Origin of the sequence: Streptomyces sp. MUM 203J (assembly GCF_022414595.1) — a bacterium.
Lineage (GTDB): Bacteria > Actinomycetota > Actinomycetes > Streptomycetales > Streptomycetaceae > Streptomyces.
In genome coordinates this window covers 17212-42768 of the sequence record NZ_JADWYO010000055.1, presented here as the reverse complement: position 1 = coordinate 42768, position 25557 = coordinate 17212, and the positions used below count along the sequence as shown (strand labels likewise).

Sequence of the window (25557 nt, the reverse complement as noted above, 5' to 3'; positions counted from 1 at the left end):
CAGGGGAAGCCGGCGGCGTGGCGGACGCCTCCGGGACGGCCGGGCCGGTGACGGCCGGTACGGCCGGTGTCGGGGCGGTCGTCGAGGTGGCCGCCGATGCCGGGGCGACCGGTGCGGCGGCCCTCGGCGCCGGGACGCCCGACGGCACCGCGCCGGCCGCCACCGGCCCGGTCACCCCCCAACCGCCCACCGCCGTCACGGCCTCCTCCACCACCAGGTGGACTCCCGTGCCGCCGAAGCCGAAGGCGCTCACCCCCGCCCGGCGAGGCTGCCCGGTCTCCGGCCAGCGCACCGCGGCGGTCGGGACGGTCAGCCCCGCCGCGTCGAGCGCGGGGTGGGCCGACAGGCCGAATTCCGGCTGCGGCGGGACCACCCCCCGCTGCACGGCCAGGACCGACTTGATGAGGCCCGCCAGCCCCGCCGCGTTCAGCGAGTGGCCGACCACCGCCTTCACCGCGCCCAGAAAGGCGGGGGCGGCGTGCTCGCCGCGCAGTTCCCGCAGGACGTCCAGCTCGACCGGGTCACCGACCGTGGTGCCCGTGCCGTGGGCCTCCAGGAGTCCCACCGCGTCCGGGGGCAGGCCCGCGTCCCGGTATGCGCGGCGCAGCGCGCGGAGCTGACCGGACGCCTGGGGGTGCATTCCCCCCTGGACGGTCCCGTCATTGGCCGTTCCCACGCCTCGTACCACGGCGTAGACCCGGTCGCCCGCCGCCAGCGCGTCGGACAGGGGCCGCAGCACCAGCATCCCTGCGCCCTCGCCCAGCACGAAGCCGTCGGCCTCCGCCCCGAACGGCAGGCACCGTCCGCTCCGCGAGATGGCGCCGACCCGGCACAGCCCCACCAGCAGGTCGGGAGTCAGGATCAGTTGGGCGCCCCCGGCGACGGCGATCCGGCACCGGCCCGCGCGCAGCGCGGACACCGCGTTGGCCACGGCCATGAGTCCGCCCGAACACGCCGCGTCCAGCGCATAGCTCTCCCCGTGCAGATCGAACACCGAACTGACCGCACTCGGGCCCATGTTGAGCAGCAGCCCGGCCACGGAGCTGCCGTGCAGCCGGTCCACCGCCCGCACCGCTGTCCGCCACCGGGAGTCGGACGGCCGCGCGCCGAACTCGCCGCCCGCCAGCTGGCGCATCCGTATCGGCAGGGTGCTGATCTCGCGATAGCCGCTCTCGGTGAGGGAGGTGATCACCGAGGTCTCCTCGCGGTCGAAGCCCTCCGCCTCCCAGCCCGCGTCCTGGATCGCCTCCCGCGCGAGGTCGATCAGCAGCCGGTGCTGCGGGTCCATCGCCCGGGCCCGCCGCGGCGGAATGCCGTAGTGCGCCGCGTCGAAGTGGCCCACCTCCGGCAGCAGCGCCATCGTGTCCGTGTACGCCGCGGTCGCGTCGCGCAGGTCGTCGCTGAGGAACCCGGCACTGCGCCACCGCGAGTCCGGCACGGCGGCGAACTGCGGCCGGGGGTCCGTCAGCAGCCTCCAGTACTGGTTCACATCGCGTGCCCCGGGGAACCGGCAGGCCATCCCCACGATCGCGATGTCACCGCGGCGCGCCCCGGCCCCGCCTCCCGGGATCTCCGCCACCCGAGTCACCCGCGGGTCGCCGTCCGCTCACGCCACCAGTCCACCGTGGCCTTGACCTGCTGCTCGACAGGGGTCGCCCGTACCGCGAACTCGGCCTCGTAGGCGCTGGAGTCGACGACGAACGGGCGGTCGAACTGGTAGCGGACCTCCTTCAGTTCGCGCAGCAGCGGCGAGAACAGCGACCCGGCGCCCAGCACGGCCGACGGCAGCCCGCGCACCGGCACCGGCCCCGTGCCCGCGGCGGCGGCGAGGCGGTCGACCATCTCCCGTGTGGAGAGCGGGGGTTCCGTCGGCACGTGCCAGGCACGGCCCCAGGCCCGCTCCTCGCCCGCGACCTCGATCAGCGTCCTCGCCACATCGGGCAGATACGTCCAGCTGTGCGGCGCCTCCGGGTTCCCGAGCGCCGAGACCGGCTTGCCGGCCAGCACGCGCGGCACGACCCGCGAGGCGAGATGCCCGCCGTCGGTCACCCCGGGCCCGAAGAAGTCCGAGGCCCGCACCTCCACGGCCCTGATGCGGCCCTGCTCGTGCAGCGCCCGCGCCTGCTCCCACACCGCGGCGCGCAGCCGCCCCTTGGTGCCGGTCGCGGCGAGCGGCAGGTCCTCCGTCAGAGGGCCGTCCACCGGGCCGTAGCCGTAGAGGTTGCCGAGCATGACCAGGACGGCCCCGGTCGCCTCGGCCGCCGCGCAGGCCGAGGCGGCCAGCGGGGGCCAGTCACTCGCCCAGCGCGGGTAGGGCAGTCCGAAACAGCTGTAGATCACGGTCGCGCCCCGCGCGGCCTCCGTCAGCCGGGCGCTGTCCGCCGCGTCCAGCGCGATGTGCTCGATACCCGGCTCCGCTCTGCGGCCGGACCGGGTGATGACCCGTACCTGATGTCCCTCTGCGGCCGACTGCCTGGCCGTGGCCGCCCCTGCGGGCCCGAAACCTATGACGACATGAACGCTCACGCTTCGCACACTAGCGTGAGCGTGTGGTGCCACTGTGTCGGGTGCGCATCAAGCGATGGGAGAGGAACCGCCGTTCTCAGCCACCTCCGGCGCGGCTGTGCCGTCTCTACGGCTGGCGCGTGGTGTGCGGCAGGTAGTGGTAGGCCACCTGCTTGTCGGCGGCCGTGTCGATCAGGTAGATCATCAGCGAGTCGCTCCCCGCTCCGCCCCCGGCCAGTGCGCGCATCCGGTAGCGGATGGTGCGGGCGGCGTTCAGCGCCAGCGCCGAGCCGCCCTGGTGGAGGGCCGGGGGATAGGCGTCGGTGGCCACCCTCAGATCCACGTTCTTCCAGGTGCCCGTCGCCGGGTCCCATCGCTGGAGCACGATGCCCTGCAGGTACTCGATCTGGAAGGTCGGCTTCAGATGGGTGTACGCGCGCGTGTTGCCGTTCGTCAGGGTGACGGTGAACTCCTGGGCCGCCCCGCCCCGCACCAGATCGAGCCCGCCTCCGGCCGTACGGACCGCCATCGACAGGCGTGTCGGCACCGGCGGCTTCGTCGGTGCCGGGGAGGCCGTCCTGGTCTCGGCCGGGGTCGGCTTAGGGCTGTCGTGCACCGGCTTCGGCGTCGGCTTCGCGGTTGCCGACGGGGGCGCCGCCTCGGTCGGCGTGGGGCTCGGGCTCGCGGAGACGCTCGCCCCGGAGGCGCTCGGCACGGGGGAGGACGGGGACTGCGCCGCCGTCGCGCTCACCGACGCGGTCGGCGCCGCCGCCTCCGACACGACCTGCTCCGGAGCCGCCCCCGAGTCCGTCCCGTTGCAGGCCGTGGCCGCCAGGCCGAGCAGCGCCGTCGCCAGGCCCCCCGCCACCAGCCCACGTGTTCTGCGCACCCCGCGCATTCCGCGCATGCTCGTCATCCCCCTGTTGCTGCGACTGGTCGTGTCCCGGGGAAACCTACGCACCCCAGATCACGGCCAGGACCGGGGTGGATAACACTTCGGATGTGCTTTTCGGCCAGATCGGCCGGAAGTCCACCAGAAAGGGACCCACTCCGGGGCGGCACCCTCCGCCATGGCTCCGTCACGCAGGACCCCGTTCCGGAGGCTCCCCCGCCACCGCCTCAGCACGGCGTCCCCCGCGACAGCAGCGAGTACGGCGCGCCCAGCCGGTACAGCCCCGCCTCGGGCGCGTCCAGTTCGGTCCACTCGTCGCCGTCCCCGGTCACCGGAGCCCGCCGCAGGCAGCCCCGGCCGTCCCCCGCCGCCAGTCGCTCGTCCGCCTCGTCCAGCAGCGACAGCCACGGCGAGTACGGCACCCTTATCAGCACCCGCCCCGGCTCGTCGACCCGCAGCAGCAGGCCGCCCGCCCCCGCGTGCTCCACCTGCGCCGGAGGCCCGGCCAGCGGCGTGGCCTCCTGGACGGCGAACAGGCGCCAGTTGTCGTCGGCCCACTCCTCCTTCAGGTACGGCAGGCCGCCCGCCACCAGTGCGCTCTCCTCCTGGGCCCCCATGTCCGGCGTGCCGCCCGTGGGGAGCACGACGTACCGCACGGCCCACCGGTGCAGCCACTCCCGGTAGCTGTCGGCCGTCAGGGACCCGTCGTAGAAGAGCGGGTTGCGTTCGAGATCGGCCTGCCGGTTCCAGCCGCGCGCGAGGTTCACGTACGGCGCGAGCGCGGACGCCTCGCGGTGGCTGCGCGCGGGCACCACCTCGACCCGCGCCTCCTCCGCGCCCCGGCTCCGCAGCTCCGCTATCAGAGGCGCCGCGTCATGTGTCCACGACGCCTGCGGAGCCGTGCGCACCACGTCGTCGACGCTCTTGAAGCCCAGCCACGCGTGGAACACCACCAGGGCCGCCACCAGGGCGTACCGGCGCCGCCGCCCGGCCCGGCCGCCCTCCGCCCGCGCGTAGGGCAGGGCCGCGGCCAGCACCACGCCCCCGAACAGCATCGCCAGCCGGGTGACGTTGGAGCCGACGGGCGAGTGCACCGCCCATGCCAGGACGACCGCGACCGCGTACACGGCCGCGACCGTACGGAGCGTCCGCCAGCCCGTCGGCACGAGCAGCACGGCCGCCACCGCGCACAGCAGAGGCAGCACCACCGTCCCGAACCCCATGGGCATCGCCCCGGAGAACGGGAACAGCCACACCGACAGCGCCACCACGGCCACCGGCGGCAGCCCGAGCGTCAACGACTCACGGAACCGGCCCCGCAGGAACAGCGCCGCCGCCAGGAAGCCCAGGAACAGCCCCGCCACCGGGCTCGCCGCGGTCGCGAGACCGGCCAGCAGCCCCAGCGACACGAACGCCCCCGCTCCGAGGCCGCCGGGGCGGGCCAGCACCGCCACCGCGCCCAGCGCGAACACCAGGCCGAGGCCGAACGTCACCCGCCCCGACAGCGCGTTGCACAGCAGCGCGAACACAGCAGCGAGCGAGCAGGCGGTGATGTTCCGGACGGCCCGCGTCCGCGCCAGGACCAGCACGACGAGCCCCGCCGAGACCGAGCCGACGAGCACCATGGTGGTCCGTACGCCCAGCACCGCCATCACATAGGGGGACAGCACGCTGTACGAGACGGGGTGCAGGCCCCCGTACCAGGCCAGGTTGTACGCGGTGTCCGGGTGGCGCCCGGCGAACTCCGCCCAGGCGTCCTGCGCGGCCAGGTCGCCGCCGCTGTTGGCGATCCACACGACCCACAGCAGGTGCAGCACAGCCGCAGAACCGGCGGCCGTGAGCACCGCCCTGTGGAGGGGGTTCCCGAAGACCCCCCTCCACGCGTGCGCAGCTGTGTGGTTCGCCTCCCCCGCGGCCACTTCCGTCAGCCGAGCCTGGTGAGCCTGATGCCGATGCCCGGCTCCGACAGATCCTCCTGGAGTGCGACGGGCACGCTCACCCGGCCTTCGCCCTTGCCGACCGAGAGTTCACCGACGACCGTGCCGTCGACGGCGTTGCGCGGGAGGTCCTTGCCACCCTCGGTGAGGGTCAGCTCCACGTTCAGCCCGGCCCAGCCGACCGGCTTCAGGTCCTCGGTGGCGACGACGGGCGTCCGGCCGCCGAGCCCGTCGTCGACGTACCCGACGACATCGCCCTTCCTGACGGCCGTCTGCGAGTCGACCCCGTCCTGCGCGGTCCTGATCATGTTGTAGCTGTACGTCTCGATCGCCAGCTTGGTCTTCTCCGAGAGGTGCACGGGGCTCTTCACGCCCATCGTGACGCCCAGGATCCGCTGCCGTTTGCCGTCGACCAGGGTGTACGCCGCCCACAGCAGGTTGCCGCCCGCCGGGGTCGACGTACCGGTCTTGATACCGGCGACACCGTCCTTGAGGAGGATGCTGTTGCCGTTGTAAAGCTCCTTGCCGATCTGGGGCAGGTCGACGCTCGGCATGTCGACGATCTCGCGGAACGCGTCGAACTCCATCACCGCCCTGGCCAGCTTGAGCTGGTCGGTGGGGGTGGACACGGTGGTCTTCTCGAAACCGCTGGGGTCGGTGTAGACGGTGTCCTTCATGCCGAGTTCCCCGGCGGCGGCGTTCATCTTCCTGAGGAACGCCTCCTCGGTGCCGGCGTCCCAACGGGCCAGCAGGTGGGCCACGTTGTTCGCGGACACGACCATCAGGAGCTGCATCAGCTCGCCCTGCGTGTACTTCTGCCCCTTCTTGACCGGCGCGACCGACCAGTCCGCGTTGTGCGACTGGTCCTCGGTGAGCTGGTCGATCTCGATGACGGGCCCGCCGTCCTTGTCCTTGATGGGCCGGTCCTTGAGAAGGACGTACGCGGTCATGGTCTTGGCGACGCTCGCGGTGGGCGCGGGCTTCTGCGGGCCGTAGGTGCCGATGGTGCCGACGCCCTCCACCGCGACGGCACCCTGCCCCTCGCCGGGCCAGGGCATGTCCAGCCTCCCGCCCTCGAAGGTGTACGAGGAGCCCGCGGAGAGCCGCAGGGACGGCTCGGGCAGCGGGCGCAGCATCTGCACGGTCGCAAAGACGATCAGCAGCAGGACGACCAGCGGGGTCCAGATCTTGAGCCGCCGGGCCGTCGTACGCAGCAGGGTCGGCGGCGGGGGCGGCGTGTTCGTCAGCTCCGCCAGCATGTCGAGCGGGGGCCGCGGGGGCAGCGGCTGCTGCTTGGTCCGTTCGGCCTCGGTGAGCGCGGCGGGCGCAGGCGCGTCTGCCTCCGGCCCGGCACCGGCGCGCAGCGGCACGAACGTGCTGCCCGGCCGTTCACCGGCCCGCCCCGTGTCGGCCCGGTCCGCGGTGCCGGCCGCGTCGCGTCCCGGCGCGGCGTCGGCGTCGGCGTCGGCGTCCGCCCACTTGGGCGCGGCCTTGCGCCTGGCCGCCGGAGCTTCCTCGGCCTCCGGGGTGGGGGCCCTGAACACGGCCGTGGCCTGGTCGGATCCGCCCTGGTCCGACGCACGCTTCTGGAACGCGCTGAATGCCGCGGTGGGCTGATCGACGCCCCCGGCCTCGCGCCTGCCCGCAGTCCCGGACGCACCGGAGCCCCCCGTCGCGGGTTCGGGCTTCTCCCGGGATCCCGCCGTCGTGGAAGCCGCCGCTCCGGCACCGGCCGGGGAGTCGGAGGGGGACGCGGGCCTGGCGCCGGTCGCGCCCCCGGACGCGGTTCCGCCCGCGGACGCGGCCCCGGACCTGCGCGCGGGGCCGTCCGACGCCCCCGCTCCGGACACGGACCCGCCCGTGGACGCGGCTGCCCGGCCGGGTCCGGACCCGGAACCGCCGGCGGACCCCGGGCCCGGCCGAACGGACCGCCCTGAGGCAGTCCCGGCGCCGGAGCCGGACGCAGACCCGGGCCTGGAGGCGGGCACCGCCCCGGCACCGGACCCGGGCTCGGGCTTCTGTGCGGAACCGGCAGCGGACTTCGCGGTGGAGGCGGACGCGGACGCGTCAGCGGAGCCCTGCGCGGAACCACTCGGCCGGCCCGGCGAGGACGCGGCCTCGCCGTCGGCCCCGGATCCCGCACGGGACGCGGACGCCGGACCGGCTGCGGGCCCGCGCACGGACCCGCCCGACGGGTCGGGCGCGGTCTCATCCGCAGAGCCGGACACGGAGCGGTCCCCCCGGCCGGACCCCGGTCCGGCGACGCCGGACGCAGCCCCGGCGCCACGCCCAGCCGCGGAACCCGGCGCGGACGCGGGCCTCGGCGCAGACCCGGCAGGCGGGTCCGACGGGTCCGACGGGGACCCGGCTTCTTCGTCGGCCGCTGCCGTGGACTTCGGCCTGGAGCCGGTCCTGTGCTGGTTCTCCCGCTCGCCGCGGGCTGCGGACGCGGCCCCGGCACCCGGCGCGGAGCCGGACGCGGAGTCGTCGGCGGGCCCCTGCCGCGAGCCGGCCGACGGCTCCGACGCGGTGGCGGGCGCGGACCCGGGGACGGAACCGGACACGGGTTCAGGCGCGGCCCCCGCGCCGGCCGCGGCCGTGCCCGCCGCGGGCTTCCGCGGGGAGGCCGCGGACGGGCCCCGCCCGGATCCCGCCGACCGGCCCGAGGCAGCATCGTCGGCGGCACTCGTCGCAGCGTCGGCCGACCGCCCCGACGGGGGCGCCGTCCCGGCCGACACGTTGGGCGCGGGCCGACGCGCGGGAGGCGTCACGGAGCGGTTCCCGGCGGCGGGGGAAACGGCTCCGGATTCGCCCTTCGCGCCCTCTTCGCTCGATTCGCCCTGCTTGTCCGACGCTTCCTGGTCGTCCGGTCCGGCCGAAGGCTCATCGGCCTCTTCCGGGCGCGGTGCGCGGAAGACCGCCGTCGGCTGGTCGACCGTGTCCCGACGGGCACCGCCGTCCGGGGCTCCGCCGCCGAACGCGGTCAGCCGGGGGTCACGGCCACCCGATGCCGTCTCCCCCGACGACTTCCGCTGCTCCGACTTGTCGGGGGACTCGCCCGCCACCGTGCCTCCAACCAACGCGTTGTCCGAACCGTCTACCAGTGTCCTGTGTGGGCACATGGCCACCCGTGCAAGACGAGAACGACATACCTACTGGTTCCCGCCCGAAGCGCCCAGGCACTCTCGACAGATGAATGTGAGAGGGGTCACCCTGTCATTCATCCACGCGGGGAGGCATGGATGGGCAGGAGCCGCAGAACAATTCCGGAAGAGCTTCTGCTGCTCGCTCTGGACCCGGCCACGGGTACCACAGCGCAGCCGCAGTCGCTCGACCTCGGCCTCGCCGGAGCACAGCTAGTGGAGCTGGCTCTGGCAGGACGGATAGCCCCTGACGGGGATCGTATCGCCGTGGTGATGCCACGGCCGACAGGAGATCCGACCCTGGACTCCGCACTGGAACTGCTGCGCAGGCGCGGCAGTCCGGTACGGGCCGTCCACTGGATAGGCGGGCCCCGGCTGGGGCTGCGTCAGACGTATCTCTCGCATCTGGAGCGGTGCGGCATGGTGCATGCCGTCGAGAGCCAGATGTGCGGGGTACTGCCGACGACGCGCTACCAGGCGACGGACACGGCGATCAGCCGCGAGATCAGGGCCCGGCTCGACAGCGCGATCCGCACCGGCGTCCCGCCGGACCCGCGGACCGCCGCACTCGCCGCGCTCGCACACGCCGTCGGGCTCGGCAAGCACCTCTACCCCGGCAACGAAGGACGCTCCTCGCGTTCCCGTCTCCGGGACCTGATCAGGCACGACCCCATGGGCGGCCTCGTGGCGCACGCCGTGATGGACGTCCAGAACGGCGTGGCCGCCCAGCCGCGCCGGGCGACCGCAGGAGGCGGCACCGGCAGGCCGGCCGCTGCCGCGCCGATGCGGTCGGCTGCGCACAGGCCCGGGCCCATGGCCCGCGTCGCCGCACGCTGACCGTCGCGTCGCCGCACCCCGTAGGCCCGGGGGCGCGCCTCGACGCGCACCCGCACCTCACGGCGTACATCCGCACGTCCGTCGCACCGGCGGTCCCCACAGGCCTGGTCCGGGAGCCGCAAGGGCGCGTGGGGCGGCCGTCCCGGCCGCCCCACGTGTTCGAGACGGCGCACGGGACAACAGCTCACCCGTGTGGCAATTCTCCAGCGCGACACGCCCTTTGGTGGCAGTCTGCTGAGCGGTAGATACGCAGAGCAACGCCAGCGTCAGCAGGCAGCCGGAGGTGCAGTTCCCGTGGCGTCCAACGTCAACCCCACCGTCAGGCGACGCAGGCTGGGCATGGAGCTCCGCCGACTGCGCGAGAACAAGGGCATGACGGCGGAGGAGGTGGCCGAGCGCCTGCTCGTCTCCCAGTCGAAGATCAGCCGACTGGAGAACGGCCGCCGTTCCATCAGCCAGCGCGACGTCCGCGACCTGTGCACCGTGTACGAGGTGGAGGACCGGCGGATCGTCGACTCGCTGATGCAGATGGCCAAGGACTCCCGCCAGCAGGGCTGGTGGCACGCCTTCGGCGACATCCCGTACAGCGTCTACATCGGTCTGGAGACGGACGCCGCCTCACTGCGCGTGTACGAGCCGCAGATCGTGCCGGGACTGCTCCAGACCCGGGCGTACGCCGAGGCGGTGATCACCGGGGCGCTGCCGGAGTCCCCGGCGGCCGAGATCGAGAAGCGGGTCAACGTGCGCACCCGGCGCCAGGACCGCGTCCAGGACGTGGACAAGCCGCTGCGCCTGTGGGCGGTGATCGACGAGTCCGCGCTGCGCCGGGTGGTCGGCACGCCGCAGCTCATGGTGACGCAGATGGAGTGGCTGATCGAGCAGTCGCACCTGCCTCATGTCACCGTGCAGGTGCTGCCGTTCGAGATGGGCGCCCACCCGGGAATCAGCGGGCACTACGCGATCCTGGAGTTCCCGGACGCGACCGACTCGTCCGTGGTCTACATCGAGGGCGTCACCAGCGACCTGTACCTGGAGAAGGCCAACGACGTGCAGAAGTACAGCCTCATGTACGAGTACCTCCGTGCACAGGCCCTGGGTGTCGAGCAGACCCGGCAGTTCATCGCCCAGGCCGCCAGGGATCACGCCGAGTCGGCTCAGTGACCCGAACTGGGCCCCACCTGCGAGGGTTTCGGCGCAATTGACCGATCCGCTGCTGAGAAAGCCGACACCGTACACCGCTGTCGGCTTCCAGTGGAAGACCCTGCCTGAATATGCCATCCGGTCGAGTGAACGCCCATCCCGTGCACGGAGGGCGGCGAGTAGCGTCGATCACGCCAGCCTGCAGGTTGGCGCGACTCCTACCAGCCAGAACCAGCCAGAACCGGGAGCCAAGCACATGGCTATCATTCAGGGCGCCACCGACACCTGGACCAAGTCCTCCTACTCCGGCGGCAACGGGGCCTGCGTCGAGGTCAAGTCCCCCGTTGTCGCCTCGATCGCGGTCCGCGACTCCAAGGTCCCGGCGGGCCCGTCGCTCACCTTCGTGGGAGACGCGTGGAACGCCTTCGTCCGCGAGGTGCGCGCCGAGTCCGTCTGAGCTGCTCCCCCTTCCCCGCATCCGGCTCCCGCGCGAGCAGGAACCACCGAAGAGCCCTCTCGTCTGGTCGCCGTCCCGGCCGAGGGGGCTCGGCGCTTCCCGGATTCCTCCCGGGGCCTTGCCTGTTGGTTTTCCGGCCTTTTCCGTGAAGTTGGTCGACATACCGGTCAGTACCCGGCAGGGTGACCCCTGAGTGGCACCGCCGGTCCAGCCTCCCCGCCAGGACCGACAGGGCCGCCGGACCGACCGTCAGCCGTGCGCCCCTCAGCCGCCCGTCGGCGCCGGGTAACGCGCCAGCCAGCCCGGAGACGTGGCCGCCGGGCCGTGCAGCGCGGGGCCCTGGGTCATCTCCATCGCGAAGTCGTCGGCCATCTCCAGGACCGTCGACCGCCCCTCCAGCTCGGCCACCCAGGCCGGTGGCAGCGCGGTCTCCCCGTGCATGGCGCCCATCAGCGCCCCGGTCAGCGCGCCGGTGACCGCCGACGGCCCGTCGTGGTTCACCGCCAGCCGCAGCCCGTGCCGTATGTCCTCCCCGACCTGGGCGCAGTACAGAGCGATGGCCAGTGCGTCCTGCGCCGCCGCCCCGTCCGTGTCTCCCAGGGACGCGATCCGCTCCGGCGACGGCACGCCCTGGCGTACGGCTTCGAGGGCCTGGTTCATGGCGTGGGCGACCGGCTCGTGGCCGGGCCGGGGCGCCAGCTGGGCGAGGGCGCCGCGTACGGCGGCGCCCAGGTCCTGCCCCCGGGCCACCCCGTGCACGACCACCGCGAAGGCCCCCGCCGCGAGATACGCGTCGGGGTGCCCGTGCGACTGGGCGGCGCACTCGACGGCGAGCTGGCACACGAGGTGCGGCTCCCAGCCGACCAGCAGCCCGAACGGCGCAGAGCGCACCAGAGCGCCCACGTCCCGGGCGGTCGGGTTCTTGGGCTTGGCGAGCGTGCCGAGCGTCTCGTCCCCGAACCCCGACAGGGTGGCCGGGGCGGGACCGCGGCGTGAGTACAGCCACTCCTGGCCGGCGAGCCAGCCGTTGTCCTTGCGCCGCTCGTCGGGGCCCCAGTCCCGCTGGGTGGCCGCCCAGCGCAGGTAGGCGCGGTGCAGGTCGGTGGGCGGGTGCCAGGCGCCGGTGTCGCGGCGCACATGCGCGCGGATCAGCCCGTCGACGGTGAACAGGGTGAGCTGGGTGGCGGAGGTGACGGCGCCGCGCCGCCCGTGGGCGGGCGCGAAGTCGGCCAGTCCGCCGGGCCCGTGTGCCGCGCGGACGGCCTCCAGGGACAGGTCCGCGACGGCGGCGCCGAGGGCGTCCCCTGTCGCGGCGCCGAGCAGGCAGCCGCGCACCCGGGAACGGAAGTCCTGCTGTTCGGCACGGCCCCACACCACTGCCGCCGTGGTACTCACCGCAGGCCTCCCCCACGAGGTAGCTCAGCCAGCACTGCTCCGCCCAGCACTGTAATCGAACGGCCGCTGCAGGTTGGGGCCTCCGGCGGTCTTCCCCCGCTCCGCCGCTTCCCGGCCGGGCCGGTGTGCGGCTCCGGCGCACGGGGGATCCGCCCGCACGCCCCCTCGGTCGCGGCTCCGCCGCTCCTCCTCAGGCGCCGGACGGGCCGGTCCCGGCCTCCCCTGAGTCCGAGGAGCGGCGGTCCGGGACGGAGCCCCCGATGACCGGCAGCAGCTCCGGCAGATGCCCGTCCGACGCCTCGGCCGCCGCGCGCCGCTCCTCCGGTACGGCCCCGTACAGGGTGGTCCGGGCGCGAGCCGGGCGTCCGGCTGCCTCGGCTATCGCCACCAGGTCCCGCACGGACTTGTACGAGCCGTAACTCGACCCCGCCATCCGGGAGATCGTCTCCTCCATCAGCGTGCCGCCCAGATCGTTCGCCCCGGACCGCAGCATCTCGGCCGCCCCCTCCGCGCCGAGCTTGACCCAGCTGGTCTGGATGTTGGTGATGTACGGGTGCAGCAGGACCCGCGCCATGGCCGTCACCGCCCGGTTGTCGCGGACGGTCGGCCCGGGCCGGGCGATGCCCGCCAGGTAGACGGGCGCGTTGGTGTGGATGAACGGCAGGGTCACGAACTCGGTGAAGCCGCCCGTCTCCCGCTGGATGCCCGCCAGGGTGCGCAGGTGCCCGAGCCAGTGCCGGGGCTGGTCGACGTGCCCGTACATCATGGTCGACGAGGACCGGATGCCGAGTTCGTGCGCGGTCCTGACCACCTCGGTCCAGGTGGCGGCCGGGAGCTTGCCCTTCGTCAGCACCCACCGCACCTCGTCGTCCAGGATCTCCGCCGCGGTCCCGGGGATGGAGTCCAGCCCGGCCTCCTTCGCGGCGGCCAGCCAGTCACGGATCGACAGCCCGGTCCGCGACGCCCCGTTGACCACCTCCATGGGCGAGAACGCGTGCACGTGGATGTCCGGCACCCGTTCCTTCACCGCCCGCGCGATGTCGAAGTACGCGGTGCCCGGGAGGTCCGGGTGGATGCCGCCCTGCATGCACACCTCGACGGCGCCCACGTCCCACGCCTGCGCGGCCCGGTCCGCGACCTGGTCCAGGGACAGGGTGTAGGCGTCCGCGTCGGTACGGCGCTGGGCGAAGGCACAGAAACGGCAGCCGGTGTAACAGACGTTGGTGAAGTTGATGTTGCGGGTGACAATGTACGTGACGTCGTCCCCGACCGCCGACTTCCGGATGTCGTCGGCGACCCGGCACAACGCGTCCAGCGCCGGTCCGTCGGCGTGCAGCAGGGCCAGCGCCTGCGCGTCGCTCAGCCGCGTCGGGTCGTCGGCGGCGAGCCGCAGCGCCTCCCGCACGTCGCCGTCGATCCGTTCGGGCACCAGCCCGGGCGCGGCGGCCTCCCGGAGCGCGCCCCAGTCCCCGTACACGGCGTCGAAGTCCTCGCGCCGATCGCCGCTGCGCCCCTCCGTGTCGATCGTCCGGTGCAGGTCGGTCCGGCCCGTGGGCGCGGCGAACACCTCGTCCGGCTCCTGCCAGGGCAGGCCCTCCGGCCGGACGCCCTCCCGGGCCAGGCCGGTGACGGGATCGGCCAGGGCGGCGACATGGGGCCGCAGCCGGGGGTCCAGCCACGGCTCGCCGCGCAGCACGAACTCCGGGTACACGCAGAGCCGTTCCCGCAGCGAGAACCCGGCCGCCGCCGACTCCTCGGCGAGCCGCTCGATCCGCGGCCACGGCCGCTCGGGGTTGACGTGGTCGATGGTGACGGGCGAGACCCCGCCCCAGTCGTCGATCCCGGCGCCTATGAGCCGCGCGTACTCGCCGTCGACGAGGTTGGGCGGGGCCTGGAGGCAGGCGGAGGGCCCGAGGATGTGCCGGGCCACGGCGACGGTCGCGACCAGGTCGTCCAGTTCGGCGTCCGGCATCCCGCGCATGGCCGTGTCCGGCTTGGCGCGGAAGTTCTGGATGATCAGCTCCTGGACGCCGTGGTAGGCGCGGGACACGCGGCGCAGCGCGAACAGCGATTCGGCGCGCTCCTCGTACGTCTCCCCGATCCCGATGAGCAGCCCGCTGGTGAAGGGGACGGACGACCGCCCGGCGTCCTCCAGCACCCGCAGCCGCACGGCGGGTTCCTTGTCGGGGGACCCGTGGTGCGGGCCGCCGGGTTCCGACCACAGCCGCTCGGCGGTGGTCTCCAGCATCATGCCCATGGAGGGGGCGACGGGCTTGAGCCGCTGGAAGTCGGTCCAGGACATGACCCCGGGGTTGAGGTGCGGCAGCAGGCCGGTCTCCTCCAGGATGCGGACGGAGACGGCCCGCACGTACGCGAGGGTGTCGTCGTACCCGTGCGCGTCCAGCCACTCCCGCGCCTCCGGCCAGCGGTCCTCGGGCTTGTCGCCCAGGGTGATCAGCGCCTCCTTGCAGCCGAGGGCGGCGCCCTTGCGCGCGATGTCCAGGACCTCGTCCGGCGACATGAACATCCCGTGCCCCGAGCGGCGCAGCTTGCCGGGGACGGTGACGAAGGTGCAGTAGTGGCAGGTGTCCCGGCACAGCCGGGTCAGCGGGATGAAGACGCTCTTCGAGTACGTGATGACCCCGGGCCGCCCCGCGTCCTCCAGCCCCGCGTCCCGCAGCCGTGCCGCCGACGCCGCCAGGTCGTCGAGGTCCCCGCCCCTCGCCTGGAGCAGCACGGCGGCCTCGGCGGCATCGAGCGCCACGCCGTCCCGGGCCCGCCTCAGCGCCCGGCGCATGGCGTTCTCGGTGGGGCGGGACCGATCGGGGCCGGTGGCGGAGGTGGCAGGTCCTGTGGAGGTCATCCCCCGAGCATACGAGCGCCCGCCCCTGCCCTGACCAGCCGTTCCCGCCACCTGACCGATACCGGCCGCACGGCCGTCCAGGCTCGGCGGATCAGAGGTACCGGGCGTAGTCGTCCAGCGCTCTCAGGACCTCGCCCTCCTCTGCGGGCGGGAGCTGGAGGACGACCTCGCCGATGCCCAGCTCGGCGTAGTGGGCGAGCTTGCCGGGAGTGGGGCGTACGGCGTACGGGACGACCTGGAGGTCCTTCGGGTCGCGGCCCGCCCGCTCCCACTCCTCCCTCAGAGCCGGGATGTTCTCGCTCAGCCCGCTGCCGCCGATGGGCAGCCAGCCGTCTCCGTACCCCACGACGTCCTCGAAGAGCCGGGGCCCGGCCGCGCCTCCGACGAGCACCCGCGGTGCCCCTCCCCGGGCAGGCTTGGGATGGGCGAGGGAGGCGGCCACCGCCACGAACTCCCCCTCGTACGACTGTGGTTCCTCCGCCCAGAGCGCCCGCATCAGCGCCATGTGCTCGCGCACCCGGGAACGGCGGGTCGGCCAGTCCACCCCGTGGTCGGCGGCCTCCTCCCTGTTCCAGCCCAGCCCGACGCCGAGCGTGAGACGGCCGCCGGAGAGGTGGTCCAGCGAGGCGGTCTGCTTGGCGAGGTCGATCGGGTCGTGCTGCGCGACCAGCGTGATGCCCGTCCCGAGCCCGAGCCGCTCGGTCACGGCGGCGGCCTGGGCCAGCGCCACGAACGGGTCCAGCGTCCGCCCGTACTCCCGGGGGAGCTCGCCGCCCGGCGGGTAACCCGTCGCTCTCTCCACGGGGATGTGCGTGTGCTCGGGCACGTACAGCCCGGCGAACCCGCGCTGCTCCAGCTCACGCGCGAGCCGGACGGGCGTGATGGTCTCGTCCGTGAGGAAGATGGTGGTGGCGATGCGCATGGAGCCCTCCTCGGTCCGCTGTGCTCCTGTGCGGTCAACGTGCGGCGGTCGCGGAGGATTTCCCGATCCCGACACTCGTTCGAGTGATTCGGGGAGGGGCCGGAGAGGCTTCGGCCGTCGCGCTCGCAGTCGGCGCATCCCGACGGGCCGCCCAGCCGGATTCGGCCGGAATGCCGATGCGGGCGGCCCGGCCCGCGGTCCGCCGAGGCCCGGACCGGCCCCTCACCCCCGCCGCCGCGGGCGCCCGGGGCGCGGACGGAAAGGGCGGTTCGCGTAGGCGGGGTTGACGGCGGCGGCGAATCCGTGGAGCAGGTAGACCGACACGAGCAGCACGGGAACGCCGACGGCCGGTCCCGCCAGGGAAGCGACCCTCTCCGGCGTCTCGGCGGCGACCCGCCCCCGCGGGTCCACCAGGACGGTGAACGGCTCGCCCGCCGGGTACTCGTGGACGAGGCTCCGCCTGGGCGGGCCCGGCACGGGTTCCCCCGTGCCGGTGTAACGGAACGTGAAGTCGCGCCACTTGAGCCGGGTTGCGACCCTGTCGACCGTCACCTCGGCGGGTTCCCCCCGCACCCGCAGCACGAGGCCGTCCATGCCCGGCTTGAGGAAGAGGAGCGCCGCCACGACGGTCACGAACGCCATCATTCCGGTGAGCAGCACACTCCGCTTCCCGACCACACGGCGTATCAGCACACCGAACGCCATGAGCAGTACGGCCCACAGCGCCGGACTGAGCCACCCGGGTGTCTCGGCCCACAGGTACACACACGCCCCGGTCGCGAGGACCCACCCGAGCCCGGTCGTCGCGACGAGGCCCGCCTGGCGGCCGGGGGGCCGCGTGCGGGCCCGCCGGTCGGGCCCGCTCTCCTGGTGCGGCCAGATGACGGTCATGCGCGACACCCCGTTCCCCCGTGTACGGCAGCCCCTGCGAGCCGCCGCCACGAGCTTAGGCCTCGCCCGGTGCGGTGATCCGGCGACGGCCGGCGAGCACGCCCGGCCGCGGTCCACGGACCGGCGGACCGCCGCCCCGGCCACCGGCGCCCACCGGGCGGAGCGGTCGAGGACTGCGAACATTTACCATACGGGTCGACCCGTATGGTAAAAAGGGTTCATGACTGCCAGGACAACTCCACGCGGACGCCCGCGAGATGAGCGCTCACATGCGGCGATCCTCGCCGCCACCGCCGAGCTCGTGGCCGAGACCGGCTATGCCGCCACCTCCCTCGGAGCCGTGGCGGCCCGGGCCCGGGTGGGCAAGGACACCATCTACCGCCGGTGGTCCGGCAAGGCCGAGCTGGTCTACGAGGCGGTGTTCACCACCACCGACACCGCTCCGGTTCCCGACACCGGCAGCCTCGAAGGGGACCTCACCGTCCTCGTCCAGCAGTTGATCGACGAGTTCGACGCTCCGGGCGCCGCAGCGGCGCTGCCCGGCCTGCTGGCGGACTTCGCCGCCTCCCCCGAACTGCGCGCCACCATCCGCACCGCCTTCCTCGCCCCCGCCAAGCAGCGCCTGGCCGACGTCTTCGAACGGGCCGGGGCACGCGGCGAGACCGAGGCGAGCATCGAGACCGACCTGGTCCTCGACGCCCTCGTCGGCACCATCCTGTTCCGGCTGGGCATCCTCGGGGAGGCCGCCGGTCCCCGACTGGCCGGGAACATCGCCGGCATCGCCGCCAAGGGGGTCGAGGTCCGGTGAACGGATGGCTTATGGCCGCGGGCGTGCTGGCGACCCTGACGGCCCTGGTTCACCTCTTCGCCGGAGGCCGCGACGTGGTCCGCCCGCTGCTGGGCAGCGCCCTGGCGGACGAGCCGCTGCGCACCCTGCACGCGGTGTGGCACTTCGCCACGGCCGACCTCCTCTTCAGCGGCGTCGCGCTGATCGCCCTCGCGGTCCGGCCCGCGCCGAACGCGCCGCTCGTCCTCTTCATCGCGGCCCACTTCCTCGCGTACGCGGCGGTGTTCCTGGTGATCACGCTCCGCGTGGGCTGGTCACGCCCTCTGCTGCGGCTGCCGCAGTGGATGCTGCTGCTTCCGGTGGCGGCCCTGGCCGGAGCCGGTGCGCTGTAGCCGCACCGGAGCGCGGCTCACACCGCCGGCCGTCCCCGTCCCGCGCGCCGCGGTCGTGGATACCGGTGTCCGCCCGCCCCGAGTCCCGGTGGCGCCCCTGGGGTCACCGGGCTCAGTACGGGCGGATGCCGGTGCCCAGCGGAGGAAGCTCCCACCGCTCCAGCCCGCCGTCGATCCAGTCGGCGACGAACTGGGCCACGCCACCCGTGTAGTGCCACCAGCCGTGACTCCGGGCGGCCACGGTCACCGTCCAGTCGTCCGGACCGGCACCGGTCGTCGTCCAGAAGAAGAGGTCGCCGTCCACCGACTCTCCCCACGGGAGCAGCCCGCCCGGAGCCGGGTGGGGACGCAGACCGATCGACATGTCGTCCTCCCACCACTCCTGGGCGATCTCCAGGAAGTGCTCCAGGCCGCGCAACCAGCTCTCCTCCCGCCCCGGACCGGGCAGTCGGACATTCAGGAAGCCGTCGAGCTCGAAGGGCCCGAAGATCTCGGACAGCAGTCGGAAGTCGGCAGGCGGCAGCGTCCCGAGCCGGGCCTCGATCACGGACCAGTCTGGTGGGGCAGGGGCACTGCGACGGTGCGCCACGAGCCCCGGGACCGCCGCCTCCAGAGCGGCGACCGCCTCACCCGGATCCGTGAACCGGCGCCGGGGGTGCTGTGTACCGATGAGGTCGTCCATGGCCGGCAGCATGCCAGGACGCCCGGGCCGTACCCTCGGGGGCATGCCCACCCCCGGCCCGCAGTCCGTCGACCGTGCCCTGGAGATCCTGGACGCGGTGGCCGACGCGGACACCCCGCTCACCGCCAAGGCGCTGGCCAGGCGGCTGGGCTGCTCCCTGTCGACGGTCTACCACCTGCTGGGCCCGCTCACCGCACGCGGCCATGTCGTCCGGGCGGCGGACGGCGGGTACGCGCCCGGGCCCCGGGCGGCGGCACTGCACCGTTCGCTCCAGCGGCACATGGGACTCACTCCCGGCGTACCGGAGCTGCTGGGACGGCTCCGGCGGGCGACGGGGGCGGAGGCGTACTTCACGGCGTACCGCGACGGCCGGATCACGGTCGTGGACACGACGGCGCCGCTCACGGACACCGGCCACCCCTTCACCCCCGGCCCGGAGCCGCGCGCCCATGCCACCGCCCACGGCAAAGCCCTGCTGGCGGGCCTCGACCGCACCGCCCGCCGCCGTTACCTGACCGACCACGGGATGGCCCGCTTCACCCACCGTACGATCACGTCCGCCGACCGCTTCGAGGCGGAGATGCGCCGGGTACGGGCGGGGGACGGCGTGGCGGTGTCGGTGGGAGAGGCGGACCCGGCGTACACCTGTCTGGCGGTACGGCTCCGCGACGGCGGCGGCCACGGCCCCCTGCACGCCCTGTCGCTCTCCGTCCCGACGGCCCGCTTCCGGCACGGGCACGGCGCGCTGCGACAGGCGCTACGGGAGGCGGTGGCGGGTTTTCCGACCCTGCCGGAACGGTAGGCGCCCGGCCTTGGCGAACGGGCAGGTCCTTGCGGACCCTGGGACCCATGATCTTCATCACCGTCCGGTTCACCGTCCGCCCCGAGTACCGCGACCAGTGGCTCGCGCTGGTCGACGACTTCACCCGCGCCACGCGCGCGGAGCCCGGCAACCTCTTCTTCGACTGGTCCCAGGACGTCGAGAACCCCGACCGCTTCGTCCTGCTGGAGGCCTTCGCGGACGAGGCGGCGGGCGCCGCGCACGTGGAGTCGCCCCACTTCAAGGCGGGCCTGGCCGCCATGGCGGACGCGATCGCGACGACCCCCGAGATCATCAACGTCACCATCCCGAACGCCACGGGCTGGAACGTGATGGCAGAACTGAGCCCGCGGGGCTGAGGGCTGAGCCTGGGCGGCCTAAGGTGCCTCCCATGGGAGGGCACGACTACGACGCGGCGGACATCCGGATCGTCGAGTTCGACGCGCATGTGCGGAAGCAGCCCGGCATGTACCTCGGAGTCGGCCCCGACAGCCCCGACCTGGCGACGCGTGTCCTGACCCGGGTGCTGGGCGACGCGTTCCACCCGGCGGCCTGGGTGGCGCCCGCACACGCGCCCCGGGTCGCCGGGGAGGTCTCCGGTGACCTCGCCTTCACGGTCGCGGACGACCAGGCCGAGGCGCTGGACTCGGACGGCGTTCCATGTCCGGGCTACTTCGGCTCCCTGTTGGGCCCGGCCCGGGTGGGCGCCGCGGCGGCGGCAGCGCTGAGCACGCGCACGGTGGTGGAGGTGTGGCGGGACGGCACCGCCCTGCGCCAGGAACTGGCAGGACTGCGCCCCCTGTCGGCGCCCGTCCCCTTCCCGGCGCCGACGAACACGGGGACCCGGGTGTCCTTCGAACTGGACCCGTTCTTCCGGGCCCGGGGCCGCGATCACCGGGGACCTGGCGCGCGTTGCGGTCGGCTGCCCGGACTGCGGGACGCAGGGCGGCGGACGGGGACGGGTGGAGGCGCGCGACCTGCGGGGCCGGAGGCCTCCCCGGGCCGGCTGAGGCGGTCCAGGCGGTGGATGACGAATGCGTCGTCAGTCGTGCGACGCGGGTGGCGGGGGTCCGGAAGCGGGCTATTCAGGAACTTGGATGTCGGCGGCCCACCGCACGTCCTGCGTGGTGGTGACGCGGAAGCGCCCGCTGCGGCCTTCGGCGAGGTCAAGCTGATTGACGTTGTTGCCGATGCCGCGGTCGGTGCATTCCAGGGTGAACGTGCCGACGGTTTCGATGTCGAGAGTGATGGTGCGAGTGCCGCTGTCTGCCACACAGTTGACGTTCACCCAGGTGATGCCCTTGTTCAGGCGGACATCGCCAAGGCTCGCCGGTCCGCGCACGGGCCCCTTGGACACCAGGACCCGGTAGCCGGGCTGAACATCCGGCGGGGGAAGGTCCAGGTCCTTGCCCACAAGCGGGCTGGAGGGCTGGGTGGTGGGCGCAGGGGGAGAGGGCGGGGGCGGGCTGGGGTTCCCCTCGCATGCCGCCAGCATCACGGCGGCGGCCAGGAGGGCGGCATGGCGAGGGGTGCGCATCAGTTGCTCGTCTCCCAGTAGCGGAATCCGACCTTCTCATTGGCTACCTTGACCCAGCCCGTGGAGCGCTGGGACTTCCGGCAGTCGGGAAGCTGGTAATACTTCTCGACGGTGGCGGTATGACCCCAGGAGCCGTACTGGACATTCCCGTATTTGCCACGGGATATGTTCCGCCGGTACTGGTGACTGGTGTCCCAGGTCACTGCCTTGGTGGCGCTGGCGCTGACTTCGGCCTTGGCTTCGAGGACGACGAAGTCTGCGGAGACTCCGGCGACGCCGCCGACTTCGGTGGAAAGGGTCTCGGACTTGATCTTTGTGACGACGACAGTGCCGCCGGGACCGTCCTTGTAGACGCTGCCCTTGCCGAGGTGGGTGGCCTTGTAGCCGTAGACGTTCTTGCGCCACCCGCCTGAGCAGATGCCCTCGGGGGCGGGCTCAGGACCATCGGCCGCGAACGCCGCGACGGGAGAAATGAGCGTCGCGAAACAGCGGTCGCGACGAGGCTGGATGAAATCTTCCATATGCGTACCACAGCAGGCAATACCTCTCTCGAGGAAAGGGGGGTGAGATTTCTTTCCGTGCCCACTTCCGGGGCCGATGAGGAGTCAAGCACATGGGCACCCTGAGAATCGGCTACACCGGCGTCAATTTGCCCAACCGTGACCATTTGATCTTCATTTGAGGTTCCCCACGTCGACACATGCACACCCCATGCGCACCTCGGGGAGATTCAGGCTCGACATCTCAATTTCAGCCATCCTTGAGCAGAAAAGAAAAGCTCCGGGAGAGATGCGGAATGATGCACTGTCAGGCGATTTACGGAGCAGACGTGAGACAGTTTGTGCTCCTATGTCCGACGGTAGATTCGAGCCAGGCCATGCAGGGAGGCACCCCGTGGCGAACGGCGACGCAGGCCGGGCGTCACACCTGTCGGCACGGCCCTACCAGGCCACTGACGAGACTGCCGTGCTCGCGCTGATTGAGGCGGATCGGCGCCCCGGACAGCCGAGGACCACGCCCGCGATGCTGGCCGAGGCACTTGTCGGCCGCTCAACGGTGGACGCGGGCTGGTGGTCTGAGCTGGAAGCGCCTGCCACGGACGTGGCGTGCGACGCCGTCGGGCGCGTGGAGGGGGTCGTCTCCCACGCCACCCGCCCGTCCGACGGGGCGGGTTACATCTTGTGGTTGCACAGCCGCGAGGACCTGGCTGTGGCCGAAGCCCTGGTCGCGCATGCACTCGACCGGCTCGGCCCGCGCACCGTGTACGCCTTCGAGTTCGCCTCCGCGCTGTCCCTGGGGCTGGAAGGCCTTCCGGTCCGCCATCGCCCGGCGACACGGAAGGCCCTGGAGCCGTTCGGCTTCACCGGCCGTGACCTGTGGCGCTACATGCGGGCGCCGCTGCCGCTCGCCGGGTTGGAGCGGACGACGGTCCACGCACTGGTCACCGACTCCGAGGACCCGCCGGGCAAGCGCCTGGAGATCCACGAGGACGGCGACCTCGTCGCGGAGGCCATGATCGGCCGCCCGGTGTCCGGGGTCGGAGTGCTGTGGTGGATCAGCGTGACCCCCGGCTCCCAGAGGCGCGGCCTGGGTATGTCTCTGCTCGGCTCAGCGCTGGATCAGCTGAGGGAACTGGGCGCCAAGGAGGTCATTCTGTACGTCGACGACGATGCCCCGGGCGATCCAAAGCGCAGCCGCGCCGCAGCCACCAGGATGTACGACCGCGCCGGGTTCACCGAAGTCGACCGGCTCTTCTCCTACACGCGACAGCCGTAGCCCGCGAACCTGTGAGAGCCGTCAACGTGCCGCAACGGCCCCGATCTTCATCACGCCAGCATGATGGCGACGTCAGCCAGCGCGCGGCGCTCATGCCGTGAGGGCGCCGCTGCGGACGCCGGCGACGAAAGACGCCCACGCGTGGGGCGTGAAGGCCAGGGGGGTACGGGCCGGGGACTTGCTGTCGCGGACCGGGACGGTGTTGGGGACGTTGTCGGCCACCTCGACGCAGTTGCCCCCATCGTGGTTGCTGTAGCTGGACTTGCGCCAGCGCGCGACGCTCACGTCTATTCGGGGGGCGGCGGACATGGGGTTTCCTCCAGGACTCGCTGTACGAACTCCACCGACTGATGCGGGGACAGGGCGTGGTCGCGGAGTTGATCGTAGCGTTGCAGCAGTTCGTCAACCCTCGCGGCTTCCTCGACGAGTTCCCCGCCGTATCCAGTCTCCACCCAGGTGAGCGTCATGCCATCCGGTAGGCGCAGAAACGCTGTGTCGGTGTTGCTCATCTCGCGCACCCCGGCCGAGAACGGAAGTACCTGCACCCTGACGTTCCACCACGTAGCCGCCTCGGCAAGGTGGGTCAACTGCTCGCGCCACGCGGCCTGGTCCGACAGCCCCCGGCGCAGCACGGACTCGTCGAGAATGGCCCGGAACTTCGGAGCCTCGTCACGAGTGAGCAGCTTGCGACGGCTGAGGCGGGCGTTCACCTGCTGGTCGAGCCTCTTGCCTGGCTCCGTACCGCCCAGCACGAGCATCCGGTGGGCGTACTCCCTGGTCTGGAACAGGCCCGGCACCACGCTGGGCGAGTATTGGTGAATGCTCGTGGCCCGCGCCTCCAGCTTCATGTAGCGGCGGTACCTCGCCTTGAACTGCGGCGTGTCCCCGACCGCCAGCTCCCACAGCGTCAGCAGCACCCCGGACGTGCCGTAGTACTGGTCCAGTGCTTCCACAACGTCCACGCTGCCCAGCGTGACGCCCTTCTCCATCTTGCCGAACAGCGACCAGTCCCAGCCCAGCGCCGCACCCAACTGGCGCAGGCTGTCGCCGCGCTGTTCCCGCAGCGACTTCAGCTCCTCGGCGAAGCGGCGGCGCGGCTCCTGGCTTCGGCCAGTGACCCCGTGGTTCGGCTCCATGCAGCCCCCTCTGTGGATCGAGCGGACGGGCTCCCGTACGGCGTGGAATCGCGACCTCGCCACACGTACTCGCCCTGCATCCCGAGTGCATTCTCGTGACACCCGACCTACGCAGCGTAGTCCGGCAGTCACCCGTCACGTACGGGAATCACGAGCGGAGTTGGACCAATGAACACAGAGCGAGTCACCTCGTCCCCGCGGTACGCCAAGTTCAAGGAGGTCATGGACGCCCGCCTCGCCCTCGCCTCCGCCCTGCGGAAGGCCGGCATCCAGCTCCCCGCGCTGGACATCCGGGTCACCGGGCGGGCCGACGACCCTGGGTACGGGGTCGTCGAGCTGGGGATCTGCGCCGCGCCGGTCGCGCAGCAGTTGGCTGAGGTGATCACACGGGGTGCCGAACCCAGGTAGGTTCACCGTCCCCGTGGGACCATCCATCTCATGGCGGAGATCAACCAGAAGGACGGGACCTGGACGTTCGACGGGAGCACCGTGCGGATCGTGCCCGGCAGTGACAAGAGCGTCAGTCTGCTGCGGAAGGCATTGGGCGAAGTCGCCGTTCCGCTGGAGGCGTTGGGGGGCGTCTCGTTCGAGCCGGGGAAGAAGGCCGGGCGGCTCCGGCTGCGGCTGCGGAACGGGGCCGATCCGCTGCTTCAGATAGCTCAGGGGAAGTTGGACGACGCGTCCGACCCGTACCGGCTCGTCGTGGAGAACGCTCGCGCGGGCGTTGCCGAGTACTTCGTGGACGAGGTGCGGAACGCGTTGCTGCTGGACGGGGTGGAGTCCGGGCCGGTGGGTGAGTACCTGCTGCCTGGCCCCTCGCTGCCCGTCACCGCCAGCGCCGGGGACGGGACGGTCACCTTCGACGGGGAGCGGGTGCGGCTCGGGTGGAACTGGAAGACCGAGGAGTCCAAGTCGTCCGGTGGGGAGCGGGTCGTCGGGCTCGCCGACGTGACGTCCGTGGAGTGGCTGCCGTCGACCGGGCTCGACAACGGGTTTCTGCGGTTCGGTGTCGCTGGGGCGGCCACGGCGGAGGCGCTGCCGCCGAAGTACGACCCGCACGCCGTGGACCTGTGGGGCTTCCGCAAGGACCCGCTGATGGCGCTCGTCGGCGCTGCCGTCGTGGCGCGGCTGCCGCATCCGTACGCGCCCAGGGCGACGCCCGGGGGCGGGGCCGCCGACGCCGCCCCCGTCGCGGCGTCGACGGCTCTGCCGGTCCTGGGGAAACCGGCCGCCGCTGCCGCCGCCGAAGCCGGCCCGGGCGGTGAGGACCACGACGTGCTCCTGCGCCGTCTGCGGGAACTCGGTGAGCTGCACCGAGAGGGGATCCTGACGGAGGAGGAGTTCGCCATGGCCAAGCAGGCCGTCCTGCGGCGGATGTAGCCGCCGGGTCCGGACCGGTTCTGCTCCCCCGTCCGGTCCGGACTCCGACGGCACGTCCGAACGTA

Annotated in this window: 24 protein-coding genes; 10 read left to right on the top strand and 14 right to left on the bottom strand. The window is 72.8% G+C overall.

Going from position 1 to position 25557, the window contains the following annotated elements:
- The 5 genes from I3F58_RS23185 to I3F58_RS23165 form a co-directional block, all read right to left on the bottom strand.
- Window positions 1-1519 (bottom strand): polyketide synthase (locus tag I3F58_RS23185; protein ID WP_240110605.1); only part of this gene is annotated, 1519 nt, incomplete at its 3' end.
- A 65-nt stretch (window positions 1520-1584) separates the two neighbouring features.
- Window positions 1585-2526: an NAD-dependent epimerase/dehydratase family protein gene (locus I3F58_RS23180; protein WP_240110603.1), complete on the bottom strand. Its 942-nt coding sequence runs from the start codon at window positions 2524-2526 to the stop codon at window positions 1585-1587.
- Between the two features lie 106 nt (window positions 2527-2632).
- Window positions 2633-3412, bottom strand: coding sequence for a hypothetical protein (locus tag I3F58_RS23175; protein WP_240110602.1), 780 nt, complete (start codon window positions 3410-3412; stop codon window positions 2633-2635).
- A gap of 212 nt (window positions 3413-3624) precedes the next feature.
- Window positions 3625-5214, bottom strand: coding sequence for an MFS transporter (locus tag I3F58_RS23170; protein ID WP_240110601.1), 1590 nt, complete (start codon window positions 5212-5214; stop codon window positions 3625-3627).
- 107 nt (window positions 5215-5321) lie between these two features.
- The gene (locus I3F58_RS23165; protein WP_240110600.1) at window positions 5322-6878 is read right to left on the bottom strand and encodes a D-alanyl-D-alanine carboxypeptidase family protein; all 1557 of its coding nucleotides are present in this window, start codon (window positions 6876-6878) and stop codon (window positions 5322-5324) included.
- A 1698-nt stretch (window positions 6879-8576) separates the two neighbouring features.
- Here I3F58_RS23165 and I3F58_RS23160 point away from each other — a divergent pair.
- The 3 genes from I3F58_RS23160 to I3F58_RS23150 all read left to right on the top strand — a co-directional run bounded on the left by I3F58_RS23160 (window position 8577) and on the right by I3F58_RS23150 (window position 10911).
- Window positions 8577-9314, top strand: coding sequence for a GPP34 family phosphoprotein (locus I3F58_RS23160; protein ID WP_240110599.1), 738 nt, complete (start codon window positions 8577-8579; stop codon window positions 9312-9314).
- A 294-nt stretch (window positions 9315-9608) separates the two neighbouring features.
- Window positions 9609-10475, top strand: coding sequence for a helix-turn-helix transcriptional regulator (locus I3F58_RS23155; RefSeq protein ID WP_240110598.1), 867 nt, complete (start codon window positions 9609-9611; stop codon window positions 10473-10475).
- Between the two features lie 235 nt (window positions 10476-10710).
- Complete coding sequence (locus I3F58_RS23150; protein ID WP_240110597.1) at window positions 10711-10911, top strand: DUF397 domain-containing protein; 201 nt, start codon at window positions 10711-10713, stop codon at window positions 10909-10911.
- A gap of 264 nt (window positions 10912-11175) precedes the next feature.
- On the opposite strand, the gene I3F58_RS23145 is transcribed toward I3F58_RS23150, so the two are convergent.
- The 4 genes from I3F58_RS23145 to I3F58_RS23130 all read right to left on the bottom strand — a co-directional run bounded on the left by I3F58_RS23145 (window position 11176) and on the right by I3F58_RS23130 (window position 16982).
- Window positions 11176-12306, bottom strand: coding sequence for an ADP-ribosylglycohydrolase family protein (locus I3F58_RS23145; RefSeq protein ID WP_240110596.1), 1131 nt, complete (start codon window positions 12304-12306; stop codon window positions 11176-11178).
- Between the two features lie 190 nt (window positions 12307-12496).
- Entirely contained in the window at window positions 12497-15169 is a 2673-nt protein-coding gene (locus tag I3F58_RS23140) for a bifunctional FO biosynthesis protein CofGH (RefSeq protein WP_240110595.1), read from the bottom strand.
- A 91-nt stretch (window positions 15170-15260) separates the two neighbouring features.
- Complete coding sequence (locus I3F58_RS23135) at window positions 15261-16091, bottom strand: LLM class F420-dependent oxidoreductase (RefSeq protein WP_240110594.1); 831 nt, start codon at window positions 16089-16091, stop codon at window positions 15261-15263.
- 222 nt (window positions 16092-16313) lie between these two features.
- The gene (locus I3F58_RS23130; protein ID WP_240110593.1) at window positions 16314-16982 is read right to left on the bottom strand and encodes a hypothetical protein; all 669 of its coding nucleotides are present in this window, start codon (window positions 16980-16982) and stop codon (window positions 16314-16316) included.
- A gap of 220 nt (window positions 16983-17202) precedes the next feature.
- Here I3F58_RS23130 and I3F58_RS23125 point away from each other — a divergent pair, with 220 nt between their 5' ends.
- Both I3F58_RS23125 and I3F58_RS23120 read left to right on the top strand, forming a co-directional pair.
- Window positions 17203-17790: a TetR/AcrR family transcriptional regulator gene (locus I3F58_RS23125; RefSeq protein WP_240110592.1), complete on the top strand. Its 588-nt coding sequence runs from the start codon at window positions 17203-17205 to the stop codon at window positions 17788-17790.
- Window positions 17787-18161 (top strand): hypothetical protein, encoded by a 375-nt coding sequence (locus I3F58_RS23120; RefSeq protein WP_240110591.1) that lies wholly within the window; start codon window positions 17787-17789, stop codon window positions 18159-18161. The genes I3F58_RS23125 and I3F58_RS23120 overlap by 4 nt, the downstream gene beginning before the upstream one ends.
- A gap of 112 nt (window positions 18162-18273) precedes the next feature.
- Here the strand turns inward: I3F58_RS23120 and I3F58_RS23115 are convergent, their stop codons facing one another.
- Window positions 18274-18843, bottom strand: a complete 570-nt coding sequence (locus I3F58_RS23115) for an SMI1/KNR4 family protein (RefSeq protein WP_240110590.1) — start codon at window positions 18841-18843, stop codon at window positions 18274-18276.
- Window positions 18844-18886: 43 nt separating this feature from the next.
- Between I3F58_RS23115 and I3F58_RS23110 the strand changes: the two genes are divergently transcribed.
- On the top strand, window positions 18887-19645 hold the full coding sequence (locus I3F58_RS23110; protein ID WP_240110589.1) for an IclR family transcriptional regulator: 759 nt from the start codon (window positions 18887-18889) through the stop codon (window positions 19643-19645).
- A gap of 47 nt (window positions 19646-19692) precedes the next feature.
- Window positions 19693-20022: a putative quinol monooxygenase gene (locus I3F58_RS23105; protein ID WP_240110588.1), complete on the top strand. Its 330-nt coding sequence runs from the start codon at window positions 19693-19695 to the stop codon at window positions 20020-20022.
- Between the two features lie 722 nt (window positions 20023-20744).
- On the opposite strand, the gene I3F58_RS23100 is transcribed toward I3F58_RS23105, so the two are convergent.
- Window positions 20745-21077 (bottom strand): hypothetical protein, encoded by a 333-nt coding sequence (locus I3F58_RS23100; RefSeq protein WP_240110587.1) that lies wholly within the window; start codon window positions 21075-21077, stop codon window positions 20745-20747.
- Window positions 21078-21199: 122 nt separating this feature from the next.
- The gene (locus I3F58_RS23095; RefSeq protein ID WP_240110586.1) at window positions 21200-21721 is read right to left on the bottom strand and encodes a hypothetical protein; all 522 of its coding nucleotides are present in this window, start codon (window positions 21719-21721) and stop codon (window positions 21200-21202) included.
- Between the two features lie 373 nt (window positions 21722-22094).
- Between I3F58_RS23095 and I3F58_RS23090 the strand changes: the two genes are divergently transcribed.
- Window positions 22095-22976 (top strand): N-acetyltransferase, encoded by an 882-nt coding sequence (locus I3F58_RS23090; RefSeq protein ID WP_240110585.1) that lies wholly within the window; start codon window positions 22095-22097, stop codon window positions 22974-22976.
- Window positions 22977-23066: 90 nt separating this feature from the next.
- Here I3F58_RS23090 and I3F58_RS23085 read toward each other — a convergent pair whose 3' ends face one another.
- Window positions 23067-23285: a DUF397 domain-containing protein gene (locus tag I3F58_RS23085; RefSeq protein WP_240110584.1), complete on the bottom strand. Its 219-nt coding sequence runs from the start codon at window positions 23283-23285 to the stop codon at window positions 23067-23069.
- A complete protein-coding gene (locus I3F58_RS23080; protein WP_240110604.1) occupies window positions 23264-24112 on the bottom strand; it encodes a helix-turn-helix transcriptional regulator in 849 nt (282 codons plus the stop codon). Before I3F58_RS23080 ends, I3F58_RS23085 begins: the two co-directional genes overlap by 22 nt.
- Before the next feature lie 168 nt (window positions 24113-24280).
- Between I3F58_RS23080 and I3F58_RS23075 the strand changes: the two genes are divergently transcribed.
- Window positions 24281-24520 carry a hypothetical protein gene (locus tag I3F58_RS23075; RefSeq protein WP_240110583.1) on the top strand — a complete coding sequence of 80 codons (240 nt, stop codon included), beginning with the start codon at window positions 24281-24283 and terminating at the stop codon, window positions 24518-24520.
- A gap of 30 nt (window positions 24521-24550) precedes the next feature.
- Complete coding sequence (locus I3F58_RS23070; RefSeq protein WP_240110582.1) at window positions 24551-25492, top strand: DUF4429 domain-containing protein; 942 nt, start codon at window positions 24551-24553, stop codon at window positions 25490-25492.
- Window positions 25493-25557: the final 65 nt, after the last annotated feature.

Excerpts from the sequence above, each read along its gene's own strand:
- I3F58_RS23175 (WP_240110602.1), bottom strand. The coding sequence starts at position 3,412 with ATGCGCGGAATGCGCGGGGTGCGCAGAACACGTGGGCTGGTGGCGGGG.
- I3F58_RS23160 (WP_240110599.1), top strand. The coding sequence starts at position 8,577 with ATGGGCAGGAGCCGCAGAACAATTCCGGAAGAGCTTCTGCTGCTCGCT.
- I3F58_RS23150 (WP_240110597.1), top strand. The coding sequence starts at position 10,711 with ATGGCTATCATTCAGGGCGCCACCGACACCTGGACCAAGTCCTCCTAC.
- I3F58_RS23140 (WP_240110595.1), bottom strand. The coding sequence starts at position 15,169 with ATGACCTCCACAGGACCTGCCACCTCCGCCACCGGCCCCGATCGGTCC.
- I3F58_RS23135 (WP_240110594.1), bottom strand. The coding sequence starts at position 16,091 with ATGCGCATCGCCACCACCATCTTCCTCACGGACGAGACCATCACGCCC.
- I3F58_RS23130 (WP_240110593.1), bottom strand. The coding sequence starts at position 16,982 with ATGACCGTCATCTGGCCGCACCAGGAGAGCGGGCCCGACCGGCGGGCC.
- I3F58_RS23125 (WP_240110592.1), top strand. The coding sequence starts at position 17,203 with ATGACTGCCAGGACAACTCCACGCGGACGCCCGCGAGATGAGCGCTCA.
- I3F58_RS23115 (WP_240110590.1), bottom strand. The coding sequence starts at position 18,843 with ATGGACGACCTCATCGGTACACAGCACCCCCGGCGCCGGTTCACGGAT.
- I3F58_RS23110 (WP_240110589.1), top strand. The coding sequence starts at position 18,887 with ATGCCCACCCCCGGCCCGCAGTCCGTCGACCGTGCCCTGGAGATCCTG.
- I3F58_RS23105 (WP_240110588.1), top strand. The coding sequence starts at position 19,693 with ATGATCTTCATCACCGTCCGGTTCACCGTCCGCCCCGAGTACCGCGAC.
- I3F58_RS23095 (WP_240110586.1), bottom strand. The coding sequence starts at position 21,721 with ATGGAAGATTTCATCCAGCCTCGTCGCGACCGCTGTTTCGCGACGCTC.
- I3F58_RS23085 (WP_240110584.1), bottom strand. The coding sequence starts at position 23,285 with ATGTCCGCCGCCCCCCGAATAGACGTGAGCGTCGCGCGCTGGCGCAAG.
- I3F58_RS23080 (WP_240110604.1), bottom strand. The coding sequence starts at position 24,112 with ATGGAGCCGAACCACGGGGTCACTGGCCGAAGCCAGGAGCCGCGCCGC.
- I3F58_RS23075 (WP_240110583.1), top strand. The coding sequence starts at position 24,281 with ATGAACACAGAGCGAGTCACCTCGTCCCCGCGGTACGCCAAGTTCAAG.
- I3F58_RS23070 (WP_240110582.1), top strand. The coding sequence starts at position 24,551 with ATGGCGGAGATCAACCAGAAGGACGGGACCTGGACGTTCGACGGGAGC.